This window comes from Bradyrhizobium sp. AZCC 2176 (assembly GCF_036924645.1).
In the GTDB taxonomy this organism is placed as follows: Bacteria; Pseudomonadota; Alphaproteobacteria; order Rhizobiales; family Xanthobacteraceae; genus Bradyrhizobium.
Genome location: NZ_JAZHRX010000001.1, coordinates 3,596,065 through 3,618,862, shown reverse-complemented (window position 1 = coordinate 3,618,862; position 22,798 = coordinate 3,596,065). Strand labels below are relative to the sequence as shown.

Sequence of the window (22,798 nt, the reverse complement as noted above, 5' to 3'; positions counted from 1 at the left end):
CAAATTCGTCTCTGGAATACCGGGTCGCCCGGCTCAAGCCGGGCGACGACATCTTGGGGTACTACAGCGCCGTCGCCTTGGCGAACTCGACATAGATCTCGCGCAGGCGATTGGTCATCGGACCGGGCTTGCCGTCGGCGACGTTCTTGCCGTCGATCGACACCACAGCCTGCACGAAAACGCTGGCGCTGGTGACGAAGGCTTCCTTGGCGGCGAGCGCCTCCTCGACGGAAAATGCCCGCTCCTCGACGCGAAGCTGGCGCTCTTCGGCCAGCGCGACCACGGCCTTGCGGGTGCAGCCGGGCAGGATCTCGCTGCCGTTCTCCCGCGTCACGATGACGTCATCCTGGGTCAGGATGAAGCATGATGACGAGCCGCCCTCGGTCACCTTGCCGTCCTCGATCATCCAGGCCTCACCGGCGCCGGCCGCTGCGGCAGCCTGCTTGGCCAGCACCTGCGCCAGCAGCGCCACGCTCTTGATGTCGCGCCTCGCCCAGCGCAGGTCGGGCACCGTGATCACCTTGATGCCGGTCTTGGCCGACGGCGCGTTGATGATGTCCTTGGTCGAAGTGAACATGATCAGCGTCGGCTTGACGCCCTTGGGGAACGCAAAATCGCGTCCGGTGTCGGCACCGCGCGTCACTTCCAGATAAACCATGCCGTTGACGAGATTGTTGCGCTTGACGAGCTCCTGCTGGATTTCCTGGATGCGCGCCGTCGTTTCCGGCAGCGCCAGTTCGATCTCGCCGACCGAGCGCTCCAACCGCGCCAGATGCGAGGCGTTATCGATCAGCTTGCCCTCGAGCACGGCCGCGACCTCATAGATGCCGTCGGCAAACAGGAAGCCGCGGTCGAGGATTGAGATCTTCGCCTCTGAAAGTGGCACGAACGAACCATTGACGTAAGCGATCTGTTCCAAAGCAGAGTCTCCTGGAGGTAGCGATGTCGGTGGTTGATCTTATGGGTTATTTGTAATGGCGAGGAACTCTCGCCACGTCATTCCGGGGCGATGCAAAGTATCGAACTATGGTGCGCAATTGCGCACCGGAGAATCTCGAGATTCCGGGTTCGCCTCTGCGAGGCGCCCCGGAACGACGGCGGGGCCTAATGCGACAGAATCTTCGACAAGAACTTCTGCGCGCGCTCGCTGCGCGGGCTGCCGAAGAAATCGGTCTTCAGCGCGTCCTCGACGATCTCGCCCTTGTCCATGAAGATCACGCGATTGGCGACCTTGCTGGCAAAGCCCATTTCGTGAGTAACGACCATCATGGTCATACCCTCGTGGGCGAGATCGACCATGACGTCGAGCACCTCGCTGATCATTTCGGGATCGAGCGCCGAAGTCGGCTCGTCGAACAGCATCGCGATCGGGTCCATCGCCAGTGCGCGCGCGATCGCGACGCGCTGCTGCTGCCCGCCGGACAGTTCCGCCGGATATTTCTTCGCATGCACGGTCAACCCAACGCGCTCGAGCAATTTCTCGCCCTTGGCCATCGCCTCGTCATGCGAGCGGCCCAGCACCTTCTCCTGCGCCAGGCACAGATTCTCGATGATGCGCAAATGCGGAAACAGTTCGAAATGCTGGAACACCATGCCGACGCGGGCGCGCAGTTTTGGCAAATCGGTCTTGGGATCGTTGACCTTGATACCGTCGAGGATGATCTGGCCCTCTTGAAACGGCTCCAGCGCGTTGACGCATTTGATCAGCGTCGACTTTCCCGAACCCGACGGGCCGCAAACCACCACGACCTCGCCCTTGGCGACGCTGGTGCTGCAGTCCTTCAGCACCTGGAAGCTCGGCCCATACCATTTATTGACGTGGCTGATTTCGATCATGAACTCTTCCTTTTGAGCATGATCTCCGGGCAAACGCTTGGCGTTTGTCCCGAGGAAAACCGGTTTCCACTTTTCCGGATCATGCTCGCTACCGTACAATGGCAATGCGTGCCTGCAGGCGCCGAACGCCGTAGGACGCGAAACAGGAAATCGCGAAATAGACCGCGGCCGCGAACAGGTACATCTCGACCAGCCGCCCGTCGCGCTGGGCCACCTTGCTGGCGGCGCCGAGGAAATCCGGGATCGACAGCACATAGACCAATGAGGTGTCCTGGAACAGCACGATGGTCTGCGTCAGCAGCACCGGCAGCATATTCCGGAACGCCTGCGGCAGCACGATGTAGCGCATGGACTGGCTGTAGGTCAGGCCGAGCGCGCTTGCGGCCGCCGGCTGCCCCCTCGAGATCGACTGGATGCCAGCGCGCATGATCTCGGAGAAATACGCCGCTTCGAACATGATGAAGGTGACCAGCGACGAAGTGAACGCGCCGACCCGAATGGGCCGCGACGCGCCGGTCAACCATTGCCCGATATAGGGGACCAGGAAATAGAACCAGAAGATCACCAGCACCAGCGGCAGCGAACGCATGAAGTCGACATAGAACCCGGCGATACGGCCGAGCAGCCGGTAGCTTGACAGCCGCATCAGCGCAATCAGCGTGCCGAAGACCAGGCCACCCAGCGCGGAGAGTCCCGTCAGCATCAGCGTGAAGCTCATGCCGTCGAGGAAGAGATACGGCAGCGAGCGGCGGATGACGTCGAAATCGAGATTGTCAAACATGGTCATTTCCCCGCAATGTAGCCGGGGATCGCCAGGCTGCGTTCGAGGAAGCGCATGCCGGTGACGACGATGATGTTGATCGCGAGATACATCACGGTTGCGGCGGTGAAAGCCTCGAACACCTGAAACGAGAATTCCTGCATCGCCCGCGCCTGGCCGGTCAGTTCGATCAGGCCGATGGTGATCGCGACCGAGGTATTCTTGATGGTGTTGAGGAATTCGGACGTGAGCGGCGGCAGGATGATGCGGAACGCGATTGGCAGCAGCACGTAGCGATAGCCTTGTCCTGTCGTCAGCCCAAGCGCCGTTGCCGCCTGCTTCTGCCCGCGCGGCAGCGAGGCAATGCCGGCGGCAAGCTGGACGGCGACGCGCGCCGACATGAACAGGCCGACCCCGATCGCCGCCGTCCAGAACGGCGCATTGGGAAGCTGTTTTAGCCACAACCCCGCGCCACGCGGCAGCAGTTCCGGCAGCACGAAGAACCAGAGAAATAGCTGCACCAAGAGCGGCATGTTGCGGAAGAATTCGACGTAGCCAAAGCCGATCCAGGATGCCGTCTTCGACGGCAACGAGCGGAGGATGCCGATGATCGTGCCGAAGATCAGCGCGATGATCCAGGCCAGCAGCGCCGTCTTGATAGTCAGCAGCAGTCCCGACACCAGCATGTCGAGATAGGTGCCGGCCCCGGTCGGGTTCGGCTCGAAGAAGATGTGCCAATTCCAGTTGTAGTTCACGCTGCACCGCCCGAAAGTGCCGAAAATCTCTTGGTCACTAACGCCTGTGTATCACTAACGCTTATCCGTCACGACACTTATGCAAAAGTCCGGCCATTCTCCGCTTGAAAAATGGCCGGACCAGCTATTGCCCCTCACCCTTGCATAACGGCTTCGCCGCTATTGCTGGAGGTGCCGCGCATGGCGCGGCGCCTCACGATGTGGGTCTACTTATACGAGTCCGGATCCGGCGAGTCCGAGGGCTTGGCGAACTCGTTCTTGAGCTCGGAGCTGATCGGCACGTTGAGGTTCAGCCCCTTGGGCGGAATTTTCTGCGTGAACCATTTGTCGTAGATCTTCTGGCCCTCGCCGCCGGTGTAGAGCGCCGCGGTCGCGGCGTCGACCACCTTCTTGAAGGCCGGATCGTCCTTGCGCAGCATAATGCCGTAAGGCTCGGGCTTGGAGAACGCGTCCTTGGAGATGACATAGTCGCCCGGCGCTTTCGAGCCGGCGATCAGGCTCGCCAGCAGGATGTCGTCCATCACAAAGGCCACCGCGCGGTCGGTCTCGACCATCAGGAATGCCTCGGCGTGATCCTTGGCCGGGATGATGTTGATGTTGAGGCTGCGCGCAGCGTTGGCTTCGGTGAGCTGCTTGATGTTGGTGGTGCCGGCGGTGGAGACCACCGACTTGCCCTTGAGGTCGTCGATCGAATTGATCTTGCTCGCCTTCTTGGTGACGTAGCGGCTCGCGGTCAGGAAGTGGGTGTTGGTGTAGGAAATCTGCTTCTGACGTTCGGTGTTGTTGGTGGTCGAGCCGCATTCGAGATCGATGGTGCCGTTGGCGAGCAGCGGGATACGGGTCGACGACGTCACCGGATTGAGCTTGACCTCAAGCTTGTCGAGCTTGAGCTCCTTTTTCACGGTATCGACGATCTTGTAGCAGATGTCCATGGCGTAGCCGACGGGCTTCTGGTTGTCGTCGAGATAGGAGAACGGAATGGACGAGTCGCGGAATCCGAGCGTGATGGCGCCGGTGTCCTTGATGTTCTTCAGCGTCCCGGTGAGTTCCTGCGCCATTGCCGGGGTGGTGCACAACGCACCCGCGACCAGGCAGCCGATAATCTGACGGTGTTTCACGTAACTTCTCCCTCAAAAGGTTTCAGATGATTGCTCATCCACCCTAACTCAGCAACTTGCCGGGCCGTTTGGCCGGCAGTCTCGAACCTGTTCTTGCAAGACCGCCCCCGGCGTGCCCGACACTATGCCTGCACAATTCGGACCAAAACAGATTTAGTGCCCGTTGACCATCATGCATTCGACCCCTGAATGCGACTAAAGACAAAGGCAGCGCCCATTTGTCGCCGCCAATCGGGGTCAGCCGCTTCCGGCCCGAAGCCGCGACGGTGCCCTCCGTTAACCAAGCCACGCCGCGGCCGCTCAGCGCCATCCCGCAGAGGACGTCGGACATGTCGCTTTCGATGACCCGCACGCCGGAAATGGGGGCATTCTCCAGGATGAGATCGACCAACCGGGCGAAATAGACACCGGGCGAATACATCAAGAGGGGGACCGGATGCGCCGCCCGGCCAGGCAGCGATGCACCACCCTTGGCCACCAGCGCTTCGCTGGCATAGGGCCGCAGGAATTCTGTACCGAGCGTCACAGACTCGTAAAGATCCGGATCGAGATGGATCGGCTGCTGGGCGTGGTGATAGCAGATCATCAGGTCCACATTGTCTGACACCAGCGAGGTGACGAGATCGTGGATGTTGCCCACCACCACCGAGCAACTCAACCGCCGCTCCTGTGACCAGGCCTGCCACCAATGCGGCAGCCGTGCAGTGGCCATCGCGAACGGCAGGGCGATGCGGATATGTTCGTTGCGGCCAAGCGGCTTGCCGCCAAGCTCGCCGCGACTGTCGAGCATCTGCCGCAGCAACTCGCCGGCATGCTCGCGGAAACGCTCGCCTTGCGGCGTGAGCTGCGTCGGGTAGACACTGCGGTCGATCAGGTCGAAGCCGAGCCAGGCCTCCAGTGACTTGATGCGGCGGCTGAACGCCGCCTGAGATGTGTTTCGTTTCTCGGCGGCGCGCGTAAAATTGCCGGTCTCGGCCACCATCAGGAAATCTTGAAGCCAGCGAAGCTCCATCACACTCCCCGCCTTGATGCAGGCCGCGGACGACGCGCGGCCGCAAAGCCCGCCTCGGGGCGGCACATGGCCGTGGACGCCAACCGGCGCTGGTTCTCGATACGAAATGTGAAGGCCCATGCCGGAATACGTAGCGGAGCGGCCGGCAGGCTGGCCAATGCAAGCTTTGCATCGCTACACCCTGCCGTCACCAGCGCGACGATCCCGATCATTCCTGGCCTTGTCATATAAGCCGGTCCGCGCTCGCCCATGAGGTCACGCCTTCATTAGCTTGCCACGCCGTGGGCAGGTTATGCAAATTTTGCATCATGCAGACTTGGCATCAATGGCCGCGTCCGGAACCCTTAGCCTGGCGCGCGATAACCCTTCGCCAGGTCGGCTCTCGCGTTTAGATCGGGCGATCACCCAAGGCGAGACCTAGAGATGAAAATCTGTGTACTGGGCGCCGGCGTCATCGGACTGACGACCGCATGGTGCCTTGCCGAGGCCGGGCACGACGTCATCATCGTCGACCGGCATGCTTCCACCGCGAAAGACGCCAGCGCCGCCAACGGCGGCCAGCTTTCTTACGCGTTCGTGGCGCCGCTGGCGTCTCCGGCAACCTTGCTGAAGCTGCCATCGCTGCTGCTATCGCCGGATTCGCCGATGCGCATCCGCGCCAGCCTCGATCCCGCCCTGATCTCCTGGGGCGCGCGATTCCTGCTCGCCTGCCGGCCGGCAGCGGTGCGCGAGACCATTGCAGCACAGCTCGCGCTCGCTGCGTTGAGCCGGAGCGAACTGGCGCGGCTGACGCAAACCCTGCATCTGTCGTTCGGACTGCAGACCGCCGGCAAGCTTGTGGTGTTCCGCAGCAGAAAAGCATTCGATGCCGCGCGGCGCGTGATCACTGGCGAGGACAGCCAGCAGGTGTTGACGCCGGCCGAATGCCTGGCGCTGGAGCCTGCACTCAGACTCGATGCCGGCGAACTCGCGGGCGGCATCTTCACAGCCTCCGAACAGGTCGGAGATTGCGCGGCATTCTGCGCGGGGCTTACGTTCCGCCTGAGACGGCAGCGAAACGTCGAATGGTTGCTCAATACGCCCGTTGTCGGGCCGGTGCGATCCGACGGCCGCCTGGTCGCCATCGACACCGGAAACGGACATGTGCAGGCGGACCGCTTCGTTCTGTGTATGGGAGCGGCATCGAGCGCATTTGCCAGAGCATGCGGATTCTATCTGCCGATCTATCCACTCAAGGGTTACAGCATCACGCTGACGCCGGCCCCCGATACGCACGTTATCAGGCACAGCGTGACGGATATGGAGCGCAAGCTGGTATTCGCGCCACTCGCACGCGATGCCCGCACGGCGATAAGGGTCGCCGGCATCGCCGATCTCGAAAGCAACAACACGTTCGATGCCGCACGCGTCGATATCCTGCGCCGCGCTTCGACCGAGCTGCTCGGCATCGACGTTGCCGGCAACATCGAGCCCTGGTGCGGGCTTCGCCCTACGACGCCCGACAGCCGGCCGATCATCGGCTGGTCGCCGCTCGACGGGCTGTTCATCAACTCGGGCCACGGCATGCTCGGCTGGACGCTGGCCTGCGGCAGTGCGCGGCTGACGGCGGACATGATTGATCGCAAGCGCCCGGCCACCGAGACCGGGGCGTTTGCGCTGCGACGCGCGGCGTAACGGCAAGTGTTTGCGAACGCATGGAACCGGCCCATCCGGTCCATACCGTACTGCCCCAAACATCCCCGGCACAGCGACAGCCAAATTCCGCACCTCGGGATGACCGTGGCAGACCAATTGTCGCAGATGTCGTTTCCAGCCGATTGCGGCCCAGGCGGCGCGAGCGGCTCCAGGTCAATAAGCTTTTCTTCCACGCCGATTTCAGGGAAGATCGGGCACAGTAAAGAAAAAACGCGCCTCGCCATTAAGGAGGCCGGGGAGGATTTGATATGGTTCGACGCAGCCGCCTGACGATCGCTGTCGCTGCCATCGGCATGCTGCTATCGGCAGCCGCGGGCGCGCAGGAATATCCCACCAAGCCGATCACGCTGATCGTCCCGTGGCCCGCGGGCGGCTCGACCGATATCTCGATGCGGGCGCTCGCCGAAAGCGCTTCCAAGGTGCTCGGACAGCCGATCGCCATCGACAACAAGGCCGGTGGCAGCGGCACCGTCGGCCCTGCCACCATGGCGGCAGGCGCCAAGCCCGACGGCTATACCATCGCCCAGATTCCGATCACCGTGTTCCGCCTGCCCTTGATGCAGGAAGTCTCGTGGAATCCCGACAAGGACTTCACCTATATCGTCCACCTCACCGGCTACACCTTCGGCGTCACCACCAGCACCGAGTCGCCGTTCAAGACCTGGAAGGACGTTGTCGATTACGCCAAGCAGAATCCCGGCAAGGTGACCTATGCCACCCCGGGCGCCGGTACGTCGCTGCATATCGGCATGGAGCAGATCGCCTCGATGGCCGGCATCAAGCTGACCCAGGTGCCGTTCAAGGGCGGTGCGGAAACCAATGCCGCGGTGCTGGGGCAGCATACCATGCTGCAGGCGGACTCGACCGGCTGGCGGCCGCTGGTCGACGCCGGCAAGCTGAGGCTTCTGATGGTGTGGACCTCGGCGCGCTCGCCGAACTATCCCGATGTTCCGACGCTGAAGGAGCTCGGCTATCCCATGGTCTATGATTCACCGTTCGGCATCGCCGGTCCGAAGGGCATGGACCCGAAGATCGTCGCCAAGCTGCACGACGCCTTCAAGAAGGCCCTGGAAGATCCGGCCGTGATCGCCACGCTGGCCAAATTCGACATGGTGCCCAGTTACAAGAGCACCGAGGACTACAAGAAGTTCGTCGTCGAGGTCACCGAGTCCGAGCGCAAGGTGGTCGACAGGCTCGGGCTGGCGAAAAAGACGAATTAGTTTCGGCCGTGTCCCGGACGCGGTGCAGCGTTCTTTACGCTGCTCCGCAGAGCCGGGACCCACTGCATCCGCAAACACTGCGCCCGGACACCCATGGACCCCGGCTTGTGCAGCGTATCACCATAGCGCGTCAAGACGCGCGTAAACGCGCTGATGGTGCTGCACAGCGTCCGGGGAACGGCTGAGAGAGACGCATGAGCAACGACACCAACGTCAAATTCCGCCTCAACAATTCCGAACTGTGGGGCGGGCTGATCGGGCTTGCGCTGGGCGGCTTCGTGATCTGGTCCGGACTCAAGCTCAAGCTCGGCACCATCAACGACCCCGGCTCCGGCTTCGTGTTGTTCTATACCGGCATCCTGATGTGCCTGTTCGCCGCCTCGATCATCATCGCCGCATTGACCGAAGGCGGGCCGACCTTTGGCTCGCGTTGGGTGAACACGCGCTGGACCAAGCCGCTATTGGTGATCGTCTGCCTCGTCGCTTTTTCGTTCGCCCTCAACCCGCTCGGCTTTCTGCTGTCCTCCATTCCGTTGATGTTGCTGCTGTTGCGCGTGGTCGATCCGGTGCGCTGGCCGCTGGCCGTCCCGATTGCAGTGCTGGTTCCGCTTGGGATGTGGTGGATCCTCAAACGCCTGCTCCTGATCCAGTTGCCCTCTGGCATTTTCGAAATCGGCTGATCGCACCATGGACACACTCGTCAATGTTGCCCATGGCTTCGGCGTCGCCCTTCAACCCATCAACCTGATCTACTGCTTCATCGGCGTGTTCATCGGTACGCTGGTCGGCGTGTTGCCGGGCATCGGCCCGATCTCGGCGATGTCGCTGCTATTGCCGATCACGCTGTCGGGCACGCCGGAGTCCGGCATCATCATGATGGCTGGCATCTACTACGGCTCGATGTATGGCGGCTCGACCACTTCGATCCTGGTCAACATTCCCGGCGAGGCCGCGTCCGTCGTCACCTGTATCGATGGCCACCAGATGGCCAAGCAGGGCCGCGCAGGACCTGCGCTCGGCATCTCCGCATTCGGCTCGTTCTTCGCCGGCACCTTCGCGCTGATCGCGCTGATGCTGGTGGCGCCCAAGCTCGCCAGCGTCGCGATTGCATTCGGACCGGCCGAATATTTCAGCCTGATGGTGCTCGGCCTTGTGGTCCTCACCTTCCTGACGCAGGGCTCGATGGCAAAGGCGCTGTTGATGGCCTGCATCGGGGTCGTGCTCGGCGTGGTCGGGCTCGACAGCATCACCGCGCAGCCGCGCCTGACTTTCGGCCGGGTGGAGCTGATTGACGGCATTGGCCTCGTCCCCGTGGTGATGGGCCTGTTCGGAATCGCCGAAGTGCTGCTCAACACCGAGCAGGTCATCAAGCGCGACATCATCAACACCAAGATCACGCACCTGCTTCCAAGCAGGCAGGACTGGAAAACCAGCGCCGGTCCGATGACGCGCGGAACGGTCCTTGGATTTTTCCTCGGCATTCTGCCTGGTGGCGGCGCGGTGATCTCGTCGTTCGCGTCCTATGCGTTGGAGAAACGGTTGTCCAAGACACCGGAGCGCTTCGGCAACGGCGCGATCGAAGGCGTGGCGGGACCCGAAGCCGCCAACAACGCAGCCGCCGGCGGCGCCTTCATTCCGCTGATGACGCTCGGCATTCCGCCGAACGTGGTGATGGCGCTGCTGCTCGGCGCCTTCGTCATTCACGGGCTGCAGCCTGGACCTCTGATGATCACGCAGAACCCGGGCCTGTTCTGGGGCATCGTCGCCAGCATGTATATCGGCAATCTGATGCTGCTCGTGCTGAACCTGCCGATGATCGGGATGTGGGTGCAGCTCCTCAAATTGCCCTACAATATCCTGTTCCCGCTGATCATCCTGTTCACCGTCATCGGCGTCTATTGCTCCAGCAACAATGTGTTCGACGTCTATGTGATGATCGCGTTCGGCGTGATCGGCTATTTCATGCGCAAGCTCGGCTATGAGCCGGCGCCGCTGGTGCTGGCGTTCGTGCTGGGGCCGATGCTGGAGAATAATCTGCGTAAATCGCTGATCCTGTCGCAGGGCGATCTCATGACCTTCGTGCAGCGGCCGATCTCGGCCGCCTGCCTGTTGTTCGCGTTGGTGCTGCTGGTCGCGCCGCTGCTGCCCGCGCTGCGCAAGAAACGCGAGATGGTCGCTCTGGACGAAGGGGCGTGAGCCGCAGCTAGAACGCCCGCGTCTTCTCGCCGAGATCCCAGAACAGCCCCGCCATGATGGCGAGCGCTTCTTCGGTCACGGGCAGCAGAATGTGTTCGTCCGGCGCATGCTGCGAGCAGCCGGGATAGGAGTGCGGCACCCAGATCGTCGGCAGCCCCAGCCCTTCGGCGAACACGTCGTTGGGCAGCGAGCCGCCGAAATTCGGCAGGATCGCTGGCGCCTTGCCGGTGGTCTTGCGGATCGAGTCCGCCGTCCAGTTCACCCAGGGGCTGTCGACATCGGTACGCGAGGCGGCGAAGCGCTGCGCGCCGCTGACCTCCACCATCGAAAAACCGTTGGCATGCAAATGCGTGCGCACGGCATCGACGACCTCTTCATATCGGGTGCCGACGACGAAGCGGAGCTGCAGCACGGCATTGGCGCGGCCGGGAATGGCGTTGGCCGGCTTCTCGACATTGCCGGACGACATCGCCAGGACTTCCAGTGTATTCCAGGCAAACAACCGCTCCGCCGGCGACAATCCTTCCTCGCCCCAGTCGGACGCCAGTGCCGGCTCGTCGGCGGTCGGCTCGATCTTCACGTCCGCGAGCGCGGCGCGGACGGCGTTCGAAATCCGCGGCGGCTTGAGCGCGTCGAGCTTCATCCGCCCCTTGCCGTCGACCAGGCTCGCGATGGCGTTGCAAAGTATCGTCGCCGGGTTGGCGAGCACGCCGCCCCAATTGCCCGAATGGTGGCCACCCTCGCGCAGATTGACATCGAGATGGATGCGGTTGCCGCCGCGGCAGCCGAGGAAAATGGTCGGCCGATCGGCCGACAATCGCGGCCCGTCGGATGCCAGGAACAGATCCGCCTTCAGCTCCTCCCGGTGGGCTTCGCACACCTGCCGCAGATCGGGCGAGCCGATCTCCTCGCCGGTCTCGATGATGAATTTGGCGTTGAAGCCGAGCTTGCCGCCTCGGGTCTCGCGCACGGCGCGCAAGGCCGCGAGATTGATGCTGTGCTGGCCCTTGTTGTCGGCGGTGCCGCGGCCATAGACGCGCTCGCCTTTGGTCGTGGTTTTCCAGGGATCGAGATTGTCGCGCCATTCGCCGTCCATGCCGTCGACGACGTCGCCGTGACCATAGGTGAGCACGGTCGGCAGCGAGGCATCCTCGCGATAGTCAGCCAGCAGATACGGACCCTTGCCGGTCGGCGATTCGATCAGGCGGGTGGAGAAGTCCAGCGCGGCGAAGGCGGGCTGGAGGTCATCGACAAGATAGGCGCGCAACGCCTCGCCGCTGCCGGGGTTCTGGCTTTCGGTCCGATAACCGACCCTGCGGCCGAGCTCGGCGAGAAATGCGCCGGAATGGAGATGCTCGCGTACCCGCGCAATCGCGTCGGCTCTATCAGCCATATTCGTTTCCTTTGTTCACGCTCGTAGGGAGCCGCAACCTATCGGGATAAGCCGCCCGCTGGAAGTGGCACGGCCTGCAGAATGGGCCTTGCTAAAAGCGGCAAGGATGCAACAATTTCAGGCAATAGCCCGGCATATAATCGGGCGAATGCGCAGGGAACTCTGCGCGCATTCCAGGGTCCTCGCGTCATGACAAAGCAAATCCGGCTCAATGCGTTCGCCATGAACTGCGTCGCGCATCAATCGCCGGGGCTCTGGACCCATCCGCGCGACCGCACCCTCGGCTACAACCGCCTGCCCTACTGGCTCGATCTGGCGAGGACGCTGGAGCGCGGCCGGTTCGACGGGCTGTTTCTCGCCGACGTGCTCGGCGTCTACGACGTCTATGGCAACAGCCACGATGCGGCGTTGCGCAACGCCGCGCAGACACCGGCCAACGAGCCGCTGATGCTGATCCCGGCGATGGCGTCGGTAACGCAGAATCTCGGCTTCGGCGTCACCAGCAATCTCTCCTTCGAGCCGCCCTATCCGTTCGCGCGACGGATGTCGACGCTCGATCACCTGACTGAGGGGCGGATCGGCTGGAATGTGGTGACCGGCTATCTCGATTCGGCCGCCCGCGGCGCCGGTAAGGACAAGCAGACCGCGCATGACGACCGCTACGATATCGCGGATGAGTATATGGAGCTGGTCTACAAGCTTTGGGAAGGAAGCTGGGAGGATGACGCTGTGCTGCGCGACCGGGCGCGCGGCATCTTTGCAGATCCTTCCAAGGTACATCGCATCGCGCATGAGGGCACGAACTACCGGCTCAATGCGATCCACTTGAGCGAGCCGTCGCCGCAGCGCACGCCAGTGCTGTACCAGGCCGGCACCTCGCCGCGCGGACGGCAGTTTGCCGCCCAGCACGCCGAATGCGTGTTCATGTCGGGCCCGTCGGCCAAGATCATCGGCCCACGCGTGGCAGCGATCCGCGCGCTGGCGAAGGAGATCGGGCGCAACCCGGCCGAGATCCTGATGTTCTCCATGATGACGATCATTCTCGGCCGCACCGAGGCAGAGGCAAAAGCAAAGTACGCCGACTATCGCGCGCACATCGCCGCCGAGGGCGCATTGACCTTGATGTCGGGCTGGATGGGTATCGATTTCTCGGGCTACGACCTCGACCAGCAGGTACGCCACATCCAGAACGACGCCGGACGCACCGCGCTCGACAACGTCACGCGTGCCGATCCTGACAGGGTCTGGACCGTGCGTGAGGTCGTCGAACATGTCGGCATCGGCGGCGCCGGCCCCGTCGTAGTCGGAACGCCGGAGAAGGTCGCCGACGATATCGAGGCCTGGTTCGAGCAGACCGATGTCGATGGCCTCAATGTTGCGTTCGCGACCTCACCCGGCGATTTCGAGGATATCGCCGACATGCTGGTGCCAGAGCTGACTCGGCGCGGGAGATACAAGAGCGCGTATGTGGAAGGAACGCTGCGCGAAAAACTGTTCGGCGCGGGACGAGCACGGCTGACGGAGCAGCATCCGGCGAGCCGGTATCGGCCGCACCTTGCGGCGAAAGCGGCGGGGTAGTTGCCGCGTCATTCCGGGATGGTCCGAAGGACCAGACCCGGAATCTCGAGCTTCCGGGTTCGATGCTTCGCATCGCCCCGGAATGACGGAATAGTCAATTCACCGAATTGCTCACGACAACTTCGATTAGCTTCGCGCCGGGGCGGCTGAACGCGGATGACAATACCGACTTCAACTGCGAGGGATCGGTGACCCGTGTCGCCTCGAGTCCGAGCGATTTCGCCATGCCGGTAAAGTCCACCGGCGGATCGATGAAATCCATGCCGACATAATGATCATCGCCATGGAAGGCGAGCAGCCGCTGCTTGATGATGCGGTAGCCGCCATTGTTGACGATCACGAATGTCAGCGGCAGCTTGTGATTTGCCGCCGTCCACAGCGACTGGATCGAATACATCGAACTGCCGTCGCCGGAGTAACACACCACCGGTCGCTGCGGATTGGCGAGGCTGACGCCGACGGACGCCGGCAGTCCCCAGCCGATGCCACCCGAGGCCAGCGCGTGATAGCCGTAGCGGTCGCGATGCGGGCGCAACGCGATCATCTGCCGCGATGACGTCAGCCCCTCGTCGACCAGGATCGCATTGTCGGGCATTGCCTCGACCACCTGCAGCGCCAGCCAGTCGGGATCGATCGGCGAGGTACTTGCGTGTTTCGATATCTGCTCGACCAGCGGCTTGCGCCTGGCTGTCCAGTTCTTAGACGCCAGCGCGGCCAATCCCTGCTTCGCGCGCGTCTCGAGCGTACCACCGCCCGCAGCCTTCAGCGCCGCCACCAGCGCGCGCAGGGTTTCCCTCACGTCGGCCTTGAGCACGATCTCGGCGCCGTAATTCCTGGCGAGATCGTGATCGACCAGGCCGACCTGCACGATCGAAAGCCCGTCCGGCAGCGGATCGGTTTCGCTATAGACCGACATCCGCAGCGGATCGCCGCCGAGCGCGATGATGAGGTCGAAAGGCGCAAGCGTCTTGCGGGCAATCTTCTGGATGCGCGCCAGTGCGCCCATGAAGCACGGGCTTTCGGACAGGAAATGCGCGCCATAGGGCGTTGAGGACTGATACGCCGGACAGCCCAGCGTTTCCGCGAGTTGAGCGGCCTCCTGCAATGCATCGCTCTTGACGATCTCGTCGCCGACGATGATCACGGGCCGCTCCGCTTTCAGGATGCGCGCGGTCAGCGCCTGCAGCGATTCCTCAGACGGCTTGACGCGGGTATCGATCCGGGTGGAGCGGCCGAGATCGATGCCGGCCTCGGCGTTGAGAATATCGCCCGGCAGTGAGATGAATACCGGCCCGGTCGGCGGTGTGGTCGCGATCTTGGCGGCGCGGCGCACGATGCGCGGAAGGTCCTCCAGACGCGTCACCTCGACGGCCCATTTCACCAGCGGCTGCGCCATCTGCACCAGCGGGCCGTAGAGCACCGGCTCGGTCAGGCCGTGGCCCTGTTCCTGCTGGCCTGCGGTCAGGATCAGGGGCGTGCCGGTGAAGCTTGCGTTGTAGAGCGAACCCATCGCGTTGCCGAGGCCGGGCGCGACGTGGACGTTGCAGGCGACGAGCTTGCCCGAGGCGCGGCTGAAACCGTCGGCCATGGCGACGACGAGGCTCTCCTGCATCGCCATCACGTAGGTGAGGTCGGGATGGTCCTTCAGCGCGTGCATGATGGGCAGTTCGGTGGTGCCGGGATTGCCGAACAGGTGGGTGATGCCCTCGTCTTTCAGCAATGCAAGGAATGCGGAGCGGCCGGTGATTTTGTTTTTCATATTTCCTCTCGCCCGCCGGTTCGTTGACTTGCAGGATGGAGGCAGATGATCAAACTTGAACGGCGCGCGCAATGGAGCGAGGTCATGGCTGCCCTGCGCAGGGCCCAGACACAAAATCGCGAAAACAACCCCATGCAAAGTAGACTGGTCCCGGCTCGCAGCGCTCAGGTCGCTTGCGTCCAGGGCACGAGATGGTCGGTCGTCACGGCCCAACCTAATCTCATCCTGCTCTAGACCATCCCCTCACGATCGGCGCGCTTCTTCTTTTTCGAACGCTGCCAGACTACCCCCGGATATCCCTTCAGCGGCACCAGCGGTTCGCCGGTGTAGGCCCATTCCTGCAATTCCTCGATCGCGATGTGATAGAGCGGTTGCCGCCCGGTGCGGCCCGAAAACAGCGCACGGGGGATATTGACCATGTGCGGCGAACGCGGGCGTTCATAGATAATCGGCGTGCCGCAGTTCGAGCAGAAACTTCGCGCGGTTTTGGTGGCCTCGTCCTCATAGTGCGTGAGGCTGGTCTTGCCCTTGGTGATACGAAAACGCTTGCGCCAGCTTCCGACGTAGGTCGCATAGGCCGCGCCGTGCGCGCGGCGGCTCGACGGCGAATGATCGTGCCAGGCCCAGCGCGCGGGCACATCAATCTCGAAGGCGACCTTGCCGCACAGGCATTGGCCGGCGGCGGGCTTGCCGAGCGCGACGGCTTTGGTTTTTTTCTTTTCCGCTTCTTCTTCCGGAAACATGGCGAGCCCTCTCGGCGATCATGTAGCTATTTACGCCTGCTCCAGTTCGTTGTGCTCCGGGTAGTCCGTATAGCCGACCACGTCGCCGCCATAGAACGTCGCGCGGTTGTAGGGCGTCAGCGGGAAGCCGCGCTGCAGGCGGCGCGGCAGGTCCGGATTGGAAATGAAGATGCGGCCGAATGCGACCGCGTCGGCATGCCCTTCCCCGATCGCCGCGTCCGCGGTCTCGCCTGTGAAGCCGCCGGCCGCGATCAGGACGCCCTTCCAGATCGGGCGGAACAGCACCATCGCCGACGGCACGTTCTGATGGTTGACCTCGGCACGGCCGGCGCCGGAGGAGCGCGGCTCGATGAAATGCAGGTAGGCCAGGCCAAGCGGATTGAGCTGTTCGACCGCATATGTGTAGAGCGGCATCGGGTCCGGCTCGCCGCTGCCATTGGCGACGCCATAAGGTGACAGCCGCACGCCGACGCGGTCGGCGCCCCACACGTCCACCACCGCCTGCGTCACTTCCATCAGGAAGCGCACGCGATTCGGAATCGAGCCGCCGTACCGGTCGGTGCGCAAATTGGTGTGCGACTGCAGGAATTGCTCGATCAAATAGCCGTTGGCGCCGTGCACCTCGACGCCGTCGAAGCCGGCCGCAAGCGCATTCTTCGCCGCCTGCCGATAGGCATCGACCACGCCGGGAATCTCCGACGTCTCGAGCGCCCGCGGCGTTTCATAGGGCACCGCCTTGCCGTCAGCGGTCCCGGTCTTCAAGTCGGCAATCGGCACCGCCGATGGCGCGACCGGCAACGCCCCGCCCGGCTGGAACGAGGAATGCGAGACGCGCCCGACATGCCATAGCTGCAGGAAGATCACGCCGCCCCTGGCGTGTACGGCATCGACCACTTCGCGCCAGCCCGCGATCTGCTGCTCGGTATAGATGCCGGGCACGCCGGGGCTGCCGAAGCCTGTTTCCGTAACCGGCGAGGCTTCGGCGATCAGCAACCCGCCCGGCGTCGCGCGCTGCGCATAATATTCCGCATTCAGCGGCCGCGGCGCGAGGCTCGGCTTCGCCGCCCGCATCCGCGTCAACGGCGCCAGCACGAGACGATGAGTGAGCTGATAGGGACCGACCTTGAGCGGCGAAAACAACGATGGATAATTCATGTCTCTTCCAGAACCCCGTGTTGATACGGATATGTAGCCGCTTCAGCTTGTTCGTAAAAGGTTTGAGACGCAACGTGTAGCCTCGAAGCGAGTGAGCACATCTTCCATGCAGAAATCGAACGGCAAGGCCCACCCTTCGCTCAGCGTCCGCATCGATATCGACGCAGGGGGACGTATCGGTCCCGGCAAGATCGAGTTGCTCGAAACGATCCATCGAAGCGGGTCGATTTCCGCCGCCGGCCGAGCCATGGAAATGTCCTACAAGCGCGCCTGGGATCTGGTCGACGAGATCAACCGTATCTGCCGGCAGGCCGCGGTGGAACGACAGACCGGCGGCAGGAACGGCGGCGGCGCGGTGCTGACGCCATTCGGCCTCTCGCTGGTCGCGCGTTACCGCAGGATCGAGCGCACCGCCACAAGCGCGGCGCGCAAGGAATTGCAGGCATTGCAATCCGATATCGGCCGGGCAAAGAAACGCGCGGGCTGATAACAGACGGAAAGTATGCGATAACTGGACGCGCTGAGGTCACCCCAAGCTGTCCAGGAAACTCTGCATGTCCCATCCCGCCATGTCGCCGAACAATGTTGCCGTGATCACCGGAGGCGCGTCCGGCATCGGGCTTGCCGCCGCCACGCGTTTCGCCGCCATCGGCATGAAGGTCTGCATCGCTGATATCGGGGCTGACCGGCTCGCCGAGGCGGCCGCCAAGCTGGCATCCGTCGCAAAGGGCGGCGTTGCCGATATCATGACGGCGTCGGTCGACGTCAGCCGCTTCGACGACCTCGCGGGACTGGAAGCCGCCGTGCACAAGCGGTTCGGCGGCACCGATATCCTGATGAACAATGCCGGCATCGGCCCCGACAGCAACAGTTTTGGCCCGCTGGAGAACTGGCAGCGCATTCTCGCGGTCAATTTGTGGGGCGTCATCAACGGCACCCAGGCGTTTGCACCTCACATGATCGAACGCGGCCGGCCCGGCCTCATCATCAACACCGGCTCCAAGCAGGGCATCACGACGCCGCCCGGCAATCCCGCCTACAACGTCTCGAAGGCCGGCGTGAAGGCGCAGACGGAGGCGCTGCAGCACGAGTTGCGCAACATGCCGGGCTGCAAGATATCAGCGCATCTGATGATCCCCGGTCACGTCTTCACCGCGCTGACCGCGCGCGGCCGTACCGAGAAGCCACCAGGCGCCTGGACGGCGGAGCAGACCGTCGACTTCATGATCGCGCGCATCGAGGCCGGCGATTTCTACATCCTGTGCCCGGACAATGACGTGCCACGGCCGCTCGACGAACGGCGCATGCTGTGGGCCGCCGGCGACATCGTGGAAAATCGTCCCGCGCTGTCGCGCTGGCATCCGGATTATGCGGAGGCGTTCGCGCGGTTCGTGAAGGGAACGTAGATGGGGTAACGGGCCCGGGTCTGCCCTCCAAGCAAGCCGCGCTTGCTACGGCGCTATTTGATGGCGCGCTGCGCGCGGCTTGCTTGGAGGGCGGGCGGTCGTCCCTCACATTGATGGTGTGACGGAGTCGAGGGATGAGCCTCGCTCCAAACATCGAGGAGAGACGACCATGAACTACTATGCCGGAATCGACGTGTCATTGGAATGCTCGAGCGTGTGTGTTGTTGACGCAAGCGGCAAGATTTTGCGCGAGGCCAGGGTGGCCAGCGAGCCGGAGGCGCTGATCGCCTGGTTCCGGTCGTCTGGCTTTGAGTTTGAGCGGATCGGGCTGGAGGCCGGGCCGCTGTCGCAATGGCTGTTTGCGGGGATGAAGGCCGCCGGCCTCGCCGTTGAGCTGCTGGAGACGCGGCACGTGCGGAAGGCGTTTGAGGCGATGCCGGTCAAGTCGGATCGCAACGACGCGCGAGGGATTGCGCAACTGATGCGGCTGGGCTGGTTCCGACCGGTCCACTGCAAATCGATCAGTGCGCAAGAGACCCGATCGCTGCTGACGGCGCGCAAGCTGGTGCAATCGAAGCTTCTCGACGTGGAGAACAGCCTGCGCGGGATCCTGCGCGGTTTTGGCCTGAAGGTTGGCAAGACGACCGGGCAGAAGTTCGCGGGACGGATCGAGGAACTCGTGGACGGCCACCCGCACCTGCAGATGATCGCCAAGGCGCTGCTGGCGGTGCGGGCGGTGCTGCGGACCGAGTTCGCAGCTTTCGAGAAGCAGACCTGCAGGATGGTGCGGTCTGACATGCAGGCGCGGCTGCTGACGTCGGTCCCGGCGGTCGGCCCGATCGTGGCGCTGACCTATGCCAGCGCCATCGACGATCCAACCCGGTTCAAATCGTCGAAGCAGGCAGGAGCCCATTTCGGGTTGACCCCGAAGAAGCACCAATCCGGCGAGACCGACTACACCGGCCGGATCAGCAAGATCGGTGACGCCTCGGTGCGCACGGCGCTTTACGAGGCCGCCAACGTCATGCTGACCAAGCCGGTCAAAGGCTGTTCGCAATTGAAGAGCTGGGCCATGCGGATCAAAAAGCGCGCCGGCATCAGCAAAGCCAAGGTGGCGCTGGCGCGCCGGCTCGCGGTGATCATGCATCGCATGCTCGCCGACGGAACCCCCTTTAACGCCGCTGCGACGGCAGCCTGACAGGAGAGACGCAACCGTTTTCGGGCGGGTCACGACACCAGGCCTTCTCGAAGCGAAGTCCCTTCGCCGGGACGATGGATCAGGTCAGGCCGTTGCCCACCAGGTTGCCCTCGTGAGCACGCTCAACGTAGATTGGTCGACCTATCCTCTTCCAACCCCATCAGGTGGCGGCCCTGCGCCGACCCCGTACAGAAGCGAGACCCCGGCGAGCGGACAACGCAAAAGGGATTGACTAATCGAGGCCCGTTACAGAAGGGTGGGCAAAGGCGCACTTGCGCCGTGCCCACCATCACGCACTCCGCAAGGAATGGTGGGCACGCGGAGCCTGTCATCGGGCGCGCATTCGCGCGACCCGGTGGCTTTGCCCACCCTACAAGATCATCTACAGCGTCACCTGCTTGTCGCCGCATTGCTTGCAGACGTATTTGACGCGGGTGGCGCCCTTTTCCGCCTGGACGCGGTTCGGCGCGCCGCATTTGCCGCAGACCGCCTCGATCCGAGTGTTGCCCTGCTTGACGACGAGGGCCTTCTTTTCCATCGTCTCGCGGATCAGGCGTTCGGCCTCCTCACGCATCGCTTGCTTCGACATCGGCCTGCCCTGTCATGAACCGTTACGGCCGCGGTCTTATCACAGTCACGATGTATTTCGTAAGCCGGGCAAGAAAATTTGCGTGACGGAATGTCAGATGGTCTCCGGCGTCAGCGCCAGCAGGCGCCGCACCAGGGCCAGCGCCGTTTCCGTGGCCGGATCGGCCGAAATCACGGGAACCGCCAACGCGATGACGTCGATCGGATCGTGCGACAGGACGATGAGATGTGTCGCGCTGCTGGCAGCCAATAGCGACACGATGCGCTCAACCGCTGGATCGGACAATGACAGGCCCCACGGCGCGTCGGGGCGGCGCAGCACCCGCACGCTCGACAGGAAATCGCGCAGCAGCGCGGGATCGTAGGCCCTGAGTTCGCTCTCGCGATAGCGTCGGGCGCTCTCGAACAACGGGTGACGCGCGAGTTCCGCGATCAGCGCGTCACGCGTTCTGGCTGGTGATGCAGCGACCGAATTAAGGACGCCGGGCACCTGCGATTCGAAGTGCGCGCGCAGCGCGTCCACCATCAGCCCGATGGTGAGAACACCGGCGATCGCAATCGCGCAAAATCGCATGACCTGCGCCGCATCGGCATCCGGCGCGACAAACGCGGCGGCGATACCGAGAAGTGCCGAACTCGACAGTCGCAGCGCCGTCATCAGAAGCGCCTGCCGCTGCGTCTCCGCGCCACGCTCGGCGATCAGGATCGCGGTGACGACGAGCAATGCCCCCAGTGCCCCAAGCCGGACCGGGATATCCGGCATCAGCACCCTGAAATCGGTGACGATGAAGGGAATGACGAGGACGGCGCCCACGGCGAGGCGACCGATGCTGCGATTCTCGGACGCCATCAGCGTGGTCCGATCGCGCACAGCCAGCAGCCAGGCGCAGATCGCAAAGCCGCCGAGCTGGAACAAGGCGAGCAGGAAGGCAAAGGGCGCCGCAAGACGCTCCGATCCGACAGCGCCGGCGAGACCGAGCGCGATGCCGCCTGTCAAAATGGCGATCTTGGCCGGGCGCGGGGCATGACGCCGCAGGATCCCTTCGGTGACGAGCAAGGCGCCAAGCGGGATCAGCGCGGCCGGAATCGTCGACAGGTTGTCGAGCACCCCGCTGCCGCTCCACCACGCCGTCCCGCGCACGAGGAACAGCAGCGCGATGATGCCAAGCGCGACCAGCAGGCGCCGGGTCAGCGGGCTCCTGGGATCGCGCCGGTAGAGCGTGGCCATGGCGACGCCAAGGCCGATCGCGCCGCACAGGTTGACGATGGAATCGGCGATCATTCCCGGCGTCATGGGCCGCCCCCATTTCCGGATGTCCGCGGCCGCAAGATGCCGAAGGGCCGCGTATCATCCATCCAGTGAACGGCGGGAAGCACCAGCCGCTGGAGGGCCAGCGCGGTGCCGGTGGCAAGCAGTGCCGGCAGCGAACCGGAGGGCACTTCGCTCAGGAGATAGCGGCGCGCGCCAGCGAGATCGATGCGGCCGAGCTGCAGGACGTCGTCGCCCCTGGCGTAGTCCAGCTCGCGCGCGCAAAACGCGTTGTACTGCTCATCGCGATGTTTTGGCGCGGCTTCGAATGTCTTCTTGAGCGCGTCCGATCCACCGGTATAGGCGTTGGTGATGACGAATCTGGCTTCATCGAAGCCGGCTTCCTCACCCACGCCGAACACGGCGCGGTGACGCGACATGATGCCACGAGCCAGCTGCAGATGGGCAAAGCTCTGGCGTGCGTCCGGGTGCGGCGACGGAAAGACATCCGAAAAGGTCTGGCTGACCATGCCGACCACTGACGGCACCTGGGTGACGTTCGAAATCCATTTCGGACGCAGCCCGTCACGGACAAAGAGGACCAGCGCCGTCAGGCCATAGAGAACCCAGGACAGCCCCCGCCCGCGCTCGTCGGGATCGACCATGACGAGGCCGAGATGGGTGACCTCCGCAGGTTCGCCATCGAGTTCGACCTCCATCACCGACAACGCGTTGAAGGCGATCGGCCGTCCGGTCGCTTCCTCGGAGATCAGCGTGACGATGGCCCGTGCCAACCGTTCGCGGTCGCCGGAGAAAATGCCGTAGGTGAGGCTTTCCTCAGGCAGCGTTTTGGCGGCCACGACGCGCAATTGCGCTACCAGTTCGCCGAGTTCGGCTTCCGAAAGCGATAGGCCGGGGGTTTCGACAATGCGCGTGATCAGCCCGGCATGGGTGCGAATGGTGAGGTCGATGGTCGGCTGGCGCAGCGCCTTCAGCCAGAACACGCCATAGCCGCCGAGGCGTCCGGCCGCGGAGCGGACCTGCCCTAAGGTCTGCCCAAAGGCATGACGGATTGCTGAATTGCCGCTCGAGATAAACGCCATGCCACTTGCCCGCACTCGGTCCGGATTTGTGCGC

General features: G+C 63.4%; 21 protein-coding genes. 8 read left to right on the top strand and 13 right to left on the bottom strand.

The window, feature by feature from the left end; genetic code table 11:
* Positions 1-61: 61 nt before the first annotated feature.
* The 6 genes from V1288_RS16795 to V1288_RS16770 all read right to left on the bottom strand — a co-directional run bounded on the left by V1288_RS16795 (position 62) and on the right by V1288_RS16770 (position 5,451).
* On the bottom strand, positions 62-919 hold the full coding sequence (locus V1288_RS16795) for a D-amino-acid transaminase (RefSeq protein ID WP_334358088.1): 858 nt from the start codon (positions 917-919) through the stop codon (positions 62-64).
* 185 nt (positions 920-1,104) lie between these two features.
* On the bottom strand, positions 1,105-1,836 hold the full coding sequence (locus V1288_RS16790; protein WP_334358087.1) for an amino acid ABC transporter ATP-binding protein: 732 nt from the start codon (positions 1,834-1,836) through the stop codon (positions 1,105-1,107).
* 88 nt (positions 1,837-1,924) lie between these two features.
* Positions 1,925-2,617 carry an amino acid ABC transporter permease gene (locus tag V1288_RS16785; protein ID WP_334358086.1) on the bottom strand — a complete coding sequence of 231 codons (693 nt, stop codon included), beginning with the start codon at positions 2,615-2,617 and terminating at the stop codon, positions 1,925-1,927.
* Between the two features lie 2 nt (positions 2,618-2,619).
* Positions 2,620-3,351 carry an amino acid ABC transporter permease gene (locus tag V1288_RS16780; protein WP_334358085.1) on the bottom strand — a complete coding sequence of 244 codons (732 nt, stop codon included), beginning with the start codon at positions 3,349-3,351 and terminating at the stop codon, positions 2,620-2,622.
* A gap of 206 nt (positions 3,352-3,557) precedes the next feature.
* A complete protein-coding gene (locus V1288_RS16775) occupies positions 3,558-4,409 on the bottom strand; it encodes an amino acid ABC transporter substrate-binding protein (protein ID WP_334361330.1) in 852 nt (283 codons plus the stop codon).
* A gap of 103 nt (positions 4,410-4,512) precedes the next feature.
* Positions 4,513-5,451 (bottom strand): LysR family transcriptional regulator, encoded by a 939-nt coding sequence (locus V1288_RS16770; RefSeq protein WP_442893960.1) that lies wholly within the window; start codon positions 5,449-5,451, stop codon positions 4,513-4,515.
* Between the two features lie 453 nt (positions 5,452-5,904).
* On the opposite strand from V1288_RS16770, the gene V1288_RS16765 reads away from it, so the two are divergent.
* From V1288_RS16765 to V1288_RS16750, 4 genes are all read left to right on the top strand, one after another.
* Positions 5,905-7,155, top strand: coding sequence for an FAD-dependent oxidoreductase (locus V1288_RS16765; RefSeq protein WP_334358083.1), 1,251 nt, complete (start codon positions 5,905-5,907; stop codon positions 7,153-7,155).
* A 269-nt stretch (positions 7,156-7,424) separates the two neighbouring features.
* Positions 7,425-8,396, top strand: a complete 972-nt coding sequence (locus V1288_RS16760; protein WP_334358082.1) for a Bug family tripartite tricarboxylate transporter substrate binding protein — start codon at positions 7,425-7,427, stop codon at positions 8,394-8,396.
* A 194-nt stretch (positions 8,397-8,590) separates the two neighbouring features.
* Entirely contained in the window at positions 8,591-9,076 is a 486-nt protein-coding gene (locus V1288_RS16755; protein WP_334358081.1) for a tripartite tricarboxylate transporter TctB family protein, read from the top strand.
* A gap of 7 nt (positions 9,077-9,083) precedes the next feature.
* Positions 9,084-10,592 (top strand): tripartite tricarboxylate transporter permease, encoded by a 1,509-nt coding sequence (locus tag V1288_RS16750; RefSeq protein WP_334358080.1) that lies wholly within the window; start codon positions 9,084-9,086, stop codon positions 10,590-10,592.
* Positions 10,593-10,599: 7 nt separating this feature from the next.
* Here V1288_RS16750 and V1288_RS16745 read toward each other — a convergent pair whose 3' ends face one another.
* Complete coding sequence (locus tag V1288_RS16745) at positions 10,600-11,985, bottom strand: M20 family metallopeptidase (protein WP_334358079.1); 1,386 nt, start codon at positions 11,983-11,985, stop codon at positions 10,600-10,602.
* Positions 11,986-12,174: 189 nt separating this feature from the next.
* Between V1288_RS16745 and V1288_RS16740 the strand changes: the two genes are divergently transcribed.
* Entirely contained in the window at positions 12,175-13,563 is a 1,389-nt protein-coding gene (locus V1288_RS16740) for an LLM class flavin-dependent oxidoreductase (protein WP_334358078.1), read from the top strand.
* Between the two features lie 94 nt (positions 13,564-13,657).
* On the opposite strand, the gene V1288_RS16735 is transcribed toward V1288_RS16740, so the two are convergent.
* The 3 genes from V1288_RS16735 to V1288_RS16725 all read right to left on the bottom strand — a co-directional run bounded on the left by V1288_RS16735 (position 13,658) and on the right by V1288_RS16725 (position 17,220).
* Positions 13,658-15,322, bottom strand: coding sequence for a thiamine pyrophosphate-binding protein (locus V1288_RS16735; RefSeq protein WP_334358077.1), 1,665 nt, complete (start codon positions 15,320-15,322; stop codon positions 13,658-13,660).
* Between the two features lie 230 nt (positions 15,323-15,552).
* Complete coding sequence (locus V1288_RS16730; RefSeq protein ID WP_334358076.1) at positions 15,553-16,065, bottom strand: GFA family protein; 513 nt, start codon at positions 16,063-16,065, stop codon at positions 15,553-15,555.
* A 30-nt stretch (positions 16,066-16,095) separates the two neighbouring features.
* Positions 16,096-17,220 (bottom strand): alkene reductase, encoded by a 1,125-nt coding sequence (locus tag V1288_RS16725; RefSeq protein ID WP_334358075.1) that lies wholly within the window; start codon positions 17,218-17,220, stop codon positions 16,096-16,098.
* A 106-nt stretch (positions 17,221-17,326) separates the two neighbouring features.
* Here V1288_RS16725 and V1288_RS16720 point away from each other — a divergent pair, with 106 nt between their 5' ends.
* The 3 genes from V1288_RS16720 to V1288_RS16710 all read left to right on the top strand — a co-directional run bounded on the left by V1288_RS16720 (position 17,327) and on the right by V1288_RS16710 (position 19,824).
* Positions 17,327-17,707, top strand: a complete 381-nt coding sequence (locus V1288_RS16720) for a winged helix-turn-helix domain-containing protein (protein ID WP_334358074.1) — start codon at positions 17,327-17,329, stop codon at positions 17,705-17,707.
* A 67-nt stretch (positions 17,708-17,774) separates the two neighbouring features.
* Positions 17,775-18,626 carry an SDR family NAD(P)-dependent oxidoreductase gene (locus tag V1288_RS16715; RefSeq protein ID WP_334358073.1) on the top strand — a complete coding sequence of 284 codons (852 nt, stop codon included), beginning with the start codon at positions 17,775-17,777 and terminating at the stop codon, positions 18,624-18,626.
* A 169-nt stretch (positions 18,627-18,795) separates the two neighbouring features.
* Positions 18,796-19,824 (top strand): IS110 family transposase, encoded by a 1,029-nt coding sequence (locus V1288_RS16710; protein WP_334356129.1) that lies wholly within the window; start codon positions 18,796-18,798, stop codon positions 19,822-19,824.
* 382 nt (positions 19,825-20,206) lie between these two features.
* On the opposite strand, the gene V1288_RS16705 is transcribed toward V1288_RS16710, so the two are convergent.
* The 3 genes from V1288_RS16705 to V1288_RS16695 form a co-directional block, all read right to left on the bottom strand.
* A complete protein-coding gene (locus V1288_RS16705; RefSeq protein WP_108519872.1) occupies positions 20,207-20,413 on the bottom strand; it encodes a hypothetical protein in 207 nt (68 codons plus the stop codon).
* A 93-nt stretch (positions 20,414-20,506) separates the two neighbouring features.
* Positions 20,507-21,706: a hypothetical protein gene (locus V1288_RS16700; protein ID WP_334358072.1), complete on the bottom strand. Its 1,200-nt coding sequence runs from the start codon at positions 21,704-21,706 to the stop codon at positions 20,507-20,509.
* Positions 21,703-22,764 (bottom strand): hypothetical protein, encoded by a 1,062-nt coding sequence (locus V1288_RS16695; RefSeq protein WP_334358071.1) that lies wholly within the window; start codon positions 22,762-22,764, stop codon positions 21,703-21,705. The genes V1288_RS16700 and V1288_RS16695 overlap by 4 nt, the downstream gene beginning before the upstream one ends.
* Positions 22,765-22,798: the final 34 nt, after the last annotated feature.

What these genes read in the sequence shown, in the direction of transcription:
- V1288_RS16790 (WP_334358087.1), bottom strand. Translation starts at nt 1,836, where the DNA reads ATGATCGAAATCAGCCACGTCAATAAATGGTATGGGCCGAGCTTCCAG.
- V1288_RS16785 (WP_334358086.1), bottom strand. Translation starts at nt 2,617, where the DNA reads ATGTTTGACAATCTCGATTTCGACGTCATCCGCCGCTCGCTGCCGTAT.
- V1288_RS16775 (WP_334361330.1), bottom strand. Translation starts at nt 4,409, where the DNA reads ATGGCGCAGGAACTCACCGGGACGCTGAAGAACATCAAGGACACCGGC.
- V1288_RS16770 (WP_442893960.1), bottom strand. Translation starts at nt 5,451, where the DNA reads ATGGTGGCCGAGACCGGCAATTTTACGCGCGCCGCCGAGAAACGAAAC.
- V1288_RS16765 (WP_334358083.1), top strand. Translation starts at nt 5,905, where the DNA reads ATGAAAATCTGTGTACTGGGCGCCGGCGTCATCGGACTGACGACCGCA.
- V1288_RS16760 (WP_334358082.1), top strand. Translation starts at nt 7,425, where the DNA reads ATGGTTCGACGCAGCCGCCTGACGATCGCTGTCGCTGCCATCGGCATG.
- V1288_RS16755 (WP_334358081.1), top strand. Translation starts at nt 8,591, where the DNA reads ATGAGCAACGACACCAACGTCAAATTCCGCCTCAACAATTCCGAACTG.
- V1288_RS16750 (WP_334358080.1), top strand. Translation starts at nt 9,084, where the DNA reads ATGGACACACTCGTCAATGTTGCCCATGGCTTCGGCGTCGCCCTTCAA.
- V1288_RS16745 (WP_334358079.1), bottom strand. Translation starts at nt 11,985, where the DNA reads ATGGCTGATAGAGCCGACGCGATTGCGCGGGTACGCGAGCATCTCCAT.
- V1288_RS16740 (WP_334358078.1), top strand. Translation starts at nt 12,175, where the DNA reads ATGACAAAGCAAATCCGGCTCAATGCGTTCGCCATGAACTGCGTCGCG.
- V1288_RS16735 (WP_334358077.1), bottom strand. Translation starts at nt 15,322, where the DNA reads ATGAAAAACAAAATCACCGGCCGCTCCGCATTCCTTGCATTGCTGAAA.
- V1288_RS16730 (WP_334358076.1), bottom strand. Translation starts at nt 16,065, where the DNA reads ATGTTTCCGGAAGAAGAAGCGGAAAAGAAAAAAACCAAAGCCGTCGCG.
- V1288_RS16725 (WP_334358075.1), bottom strand. Translation starts at nt 17,220, where the DNA reads ATGAATTATCCATCGTTGTTTTCGCCGCTCAAGGTCGGTCCCTATCAG.
- V1288_RS16720 (WP_334358074.1), top strand. Translation starts at nt 17,327, where the DNA reads ATGCAGAAATCGAACGGCAAGGCCCACCCTTCGCTCAGCGTCCGCATC.
- V1288_RS16715 (WP_334358073.1), top strand. Translation starts at nt 17,775, where the DNA reads ATGTCCCATCCCGCCATGTCGCCGAACAATGTTGCCGTGATCACCGGA.
- V1288_RS16710 (WP_334356129.1), top strand. Translation starts at nt 18,796, where the DNA reads ATGAACTACTATGCCGGAATCGACGTGTCATTGGAATGCTCGAGCGTG.
- V1288_RS16705 (WP_108519872.1), bottom strand. Translation starts at nt 20,413, where the DNA reads ATGTCGAAGCAAGCGATGCGTGAGGAGGCCGAACGCCTGATCCGCGAG.
- V1288_RS16700 (WP_334358072.1), bottom strand. Translation starts at nt 21,706, where the DNA reads ATGACGCCGGGAATGATCGCCGATTCCATCGTCAACCTGTGCGGCGCG.
- V1288_RS16695 (WP_334358071.1), bottom strand. Translation starts at nt 22,764, where the DNA reads ATGGCGTTTATCTCGAGCGGCAATTCAGCAATCCGTCATGCCTTTGGG.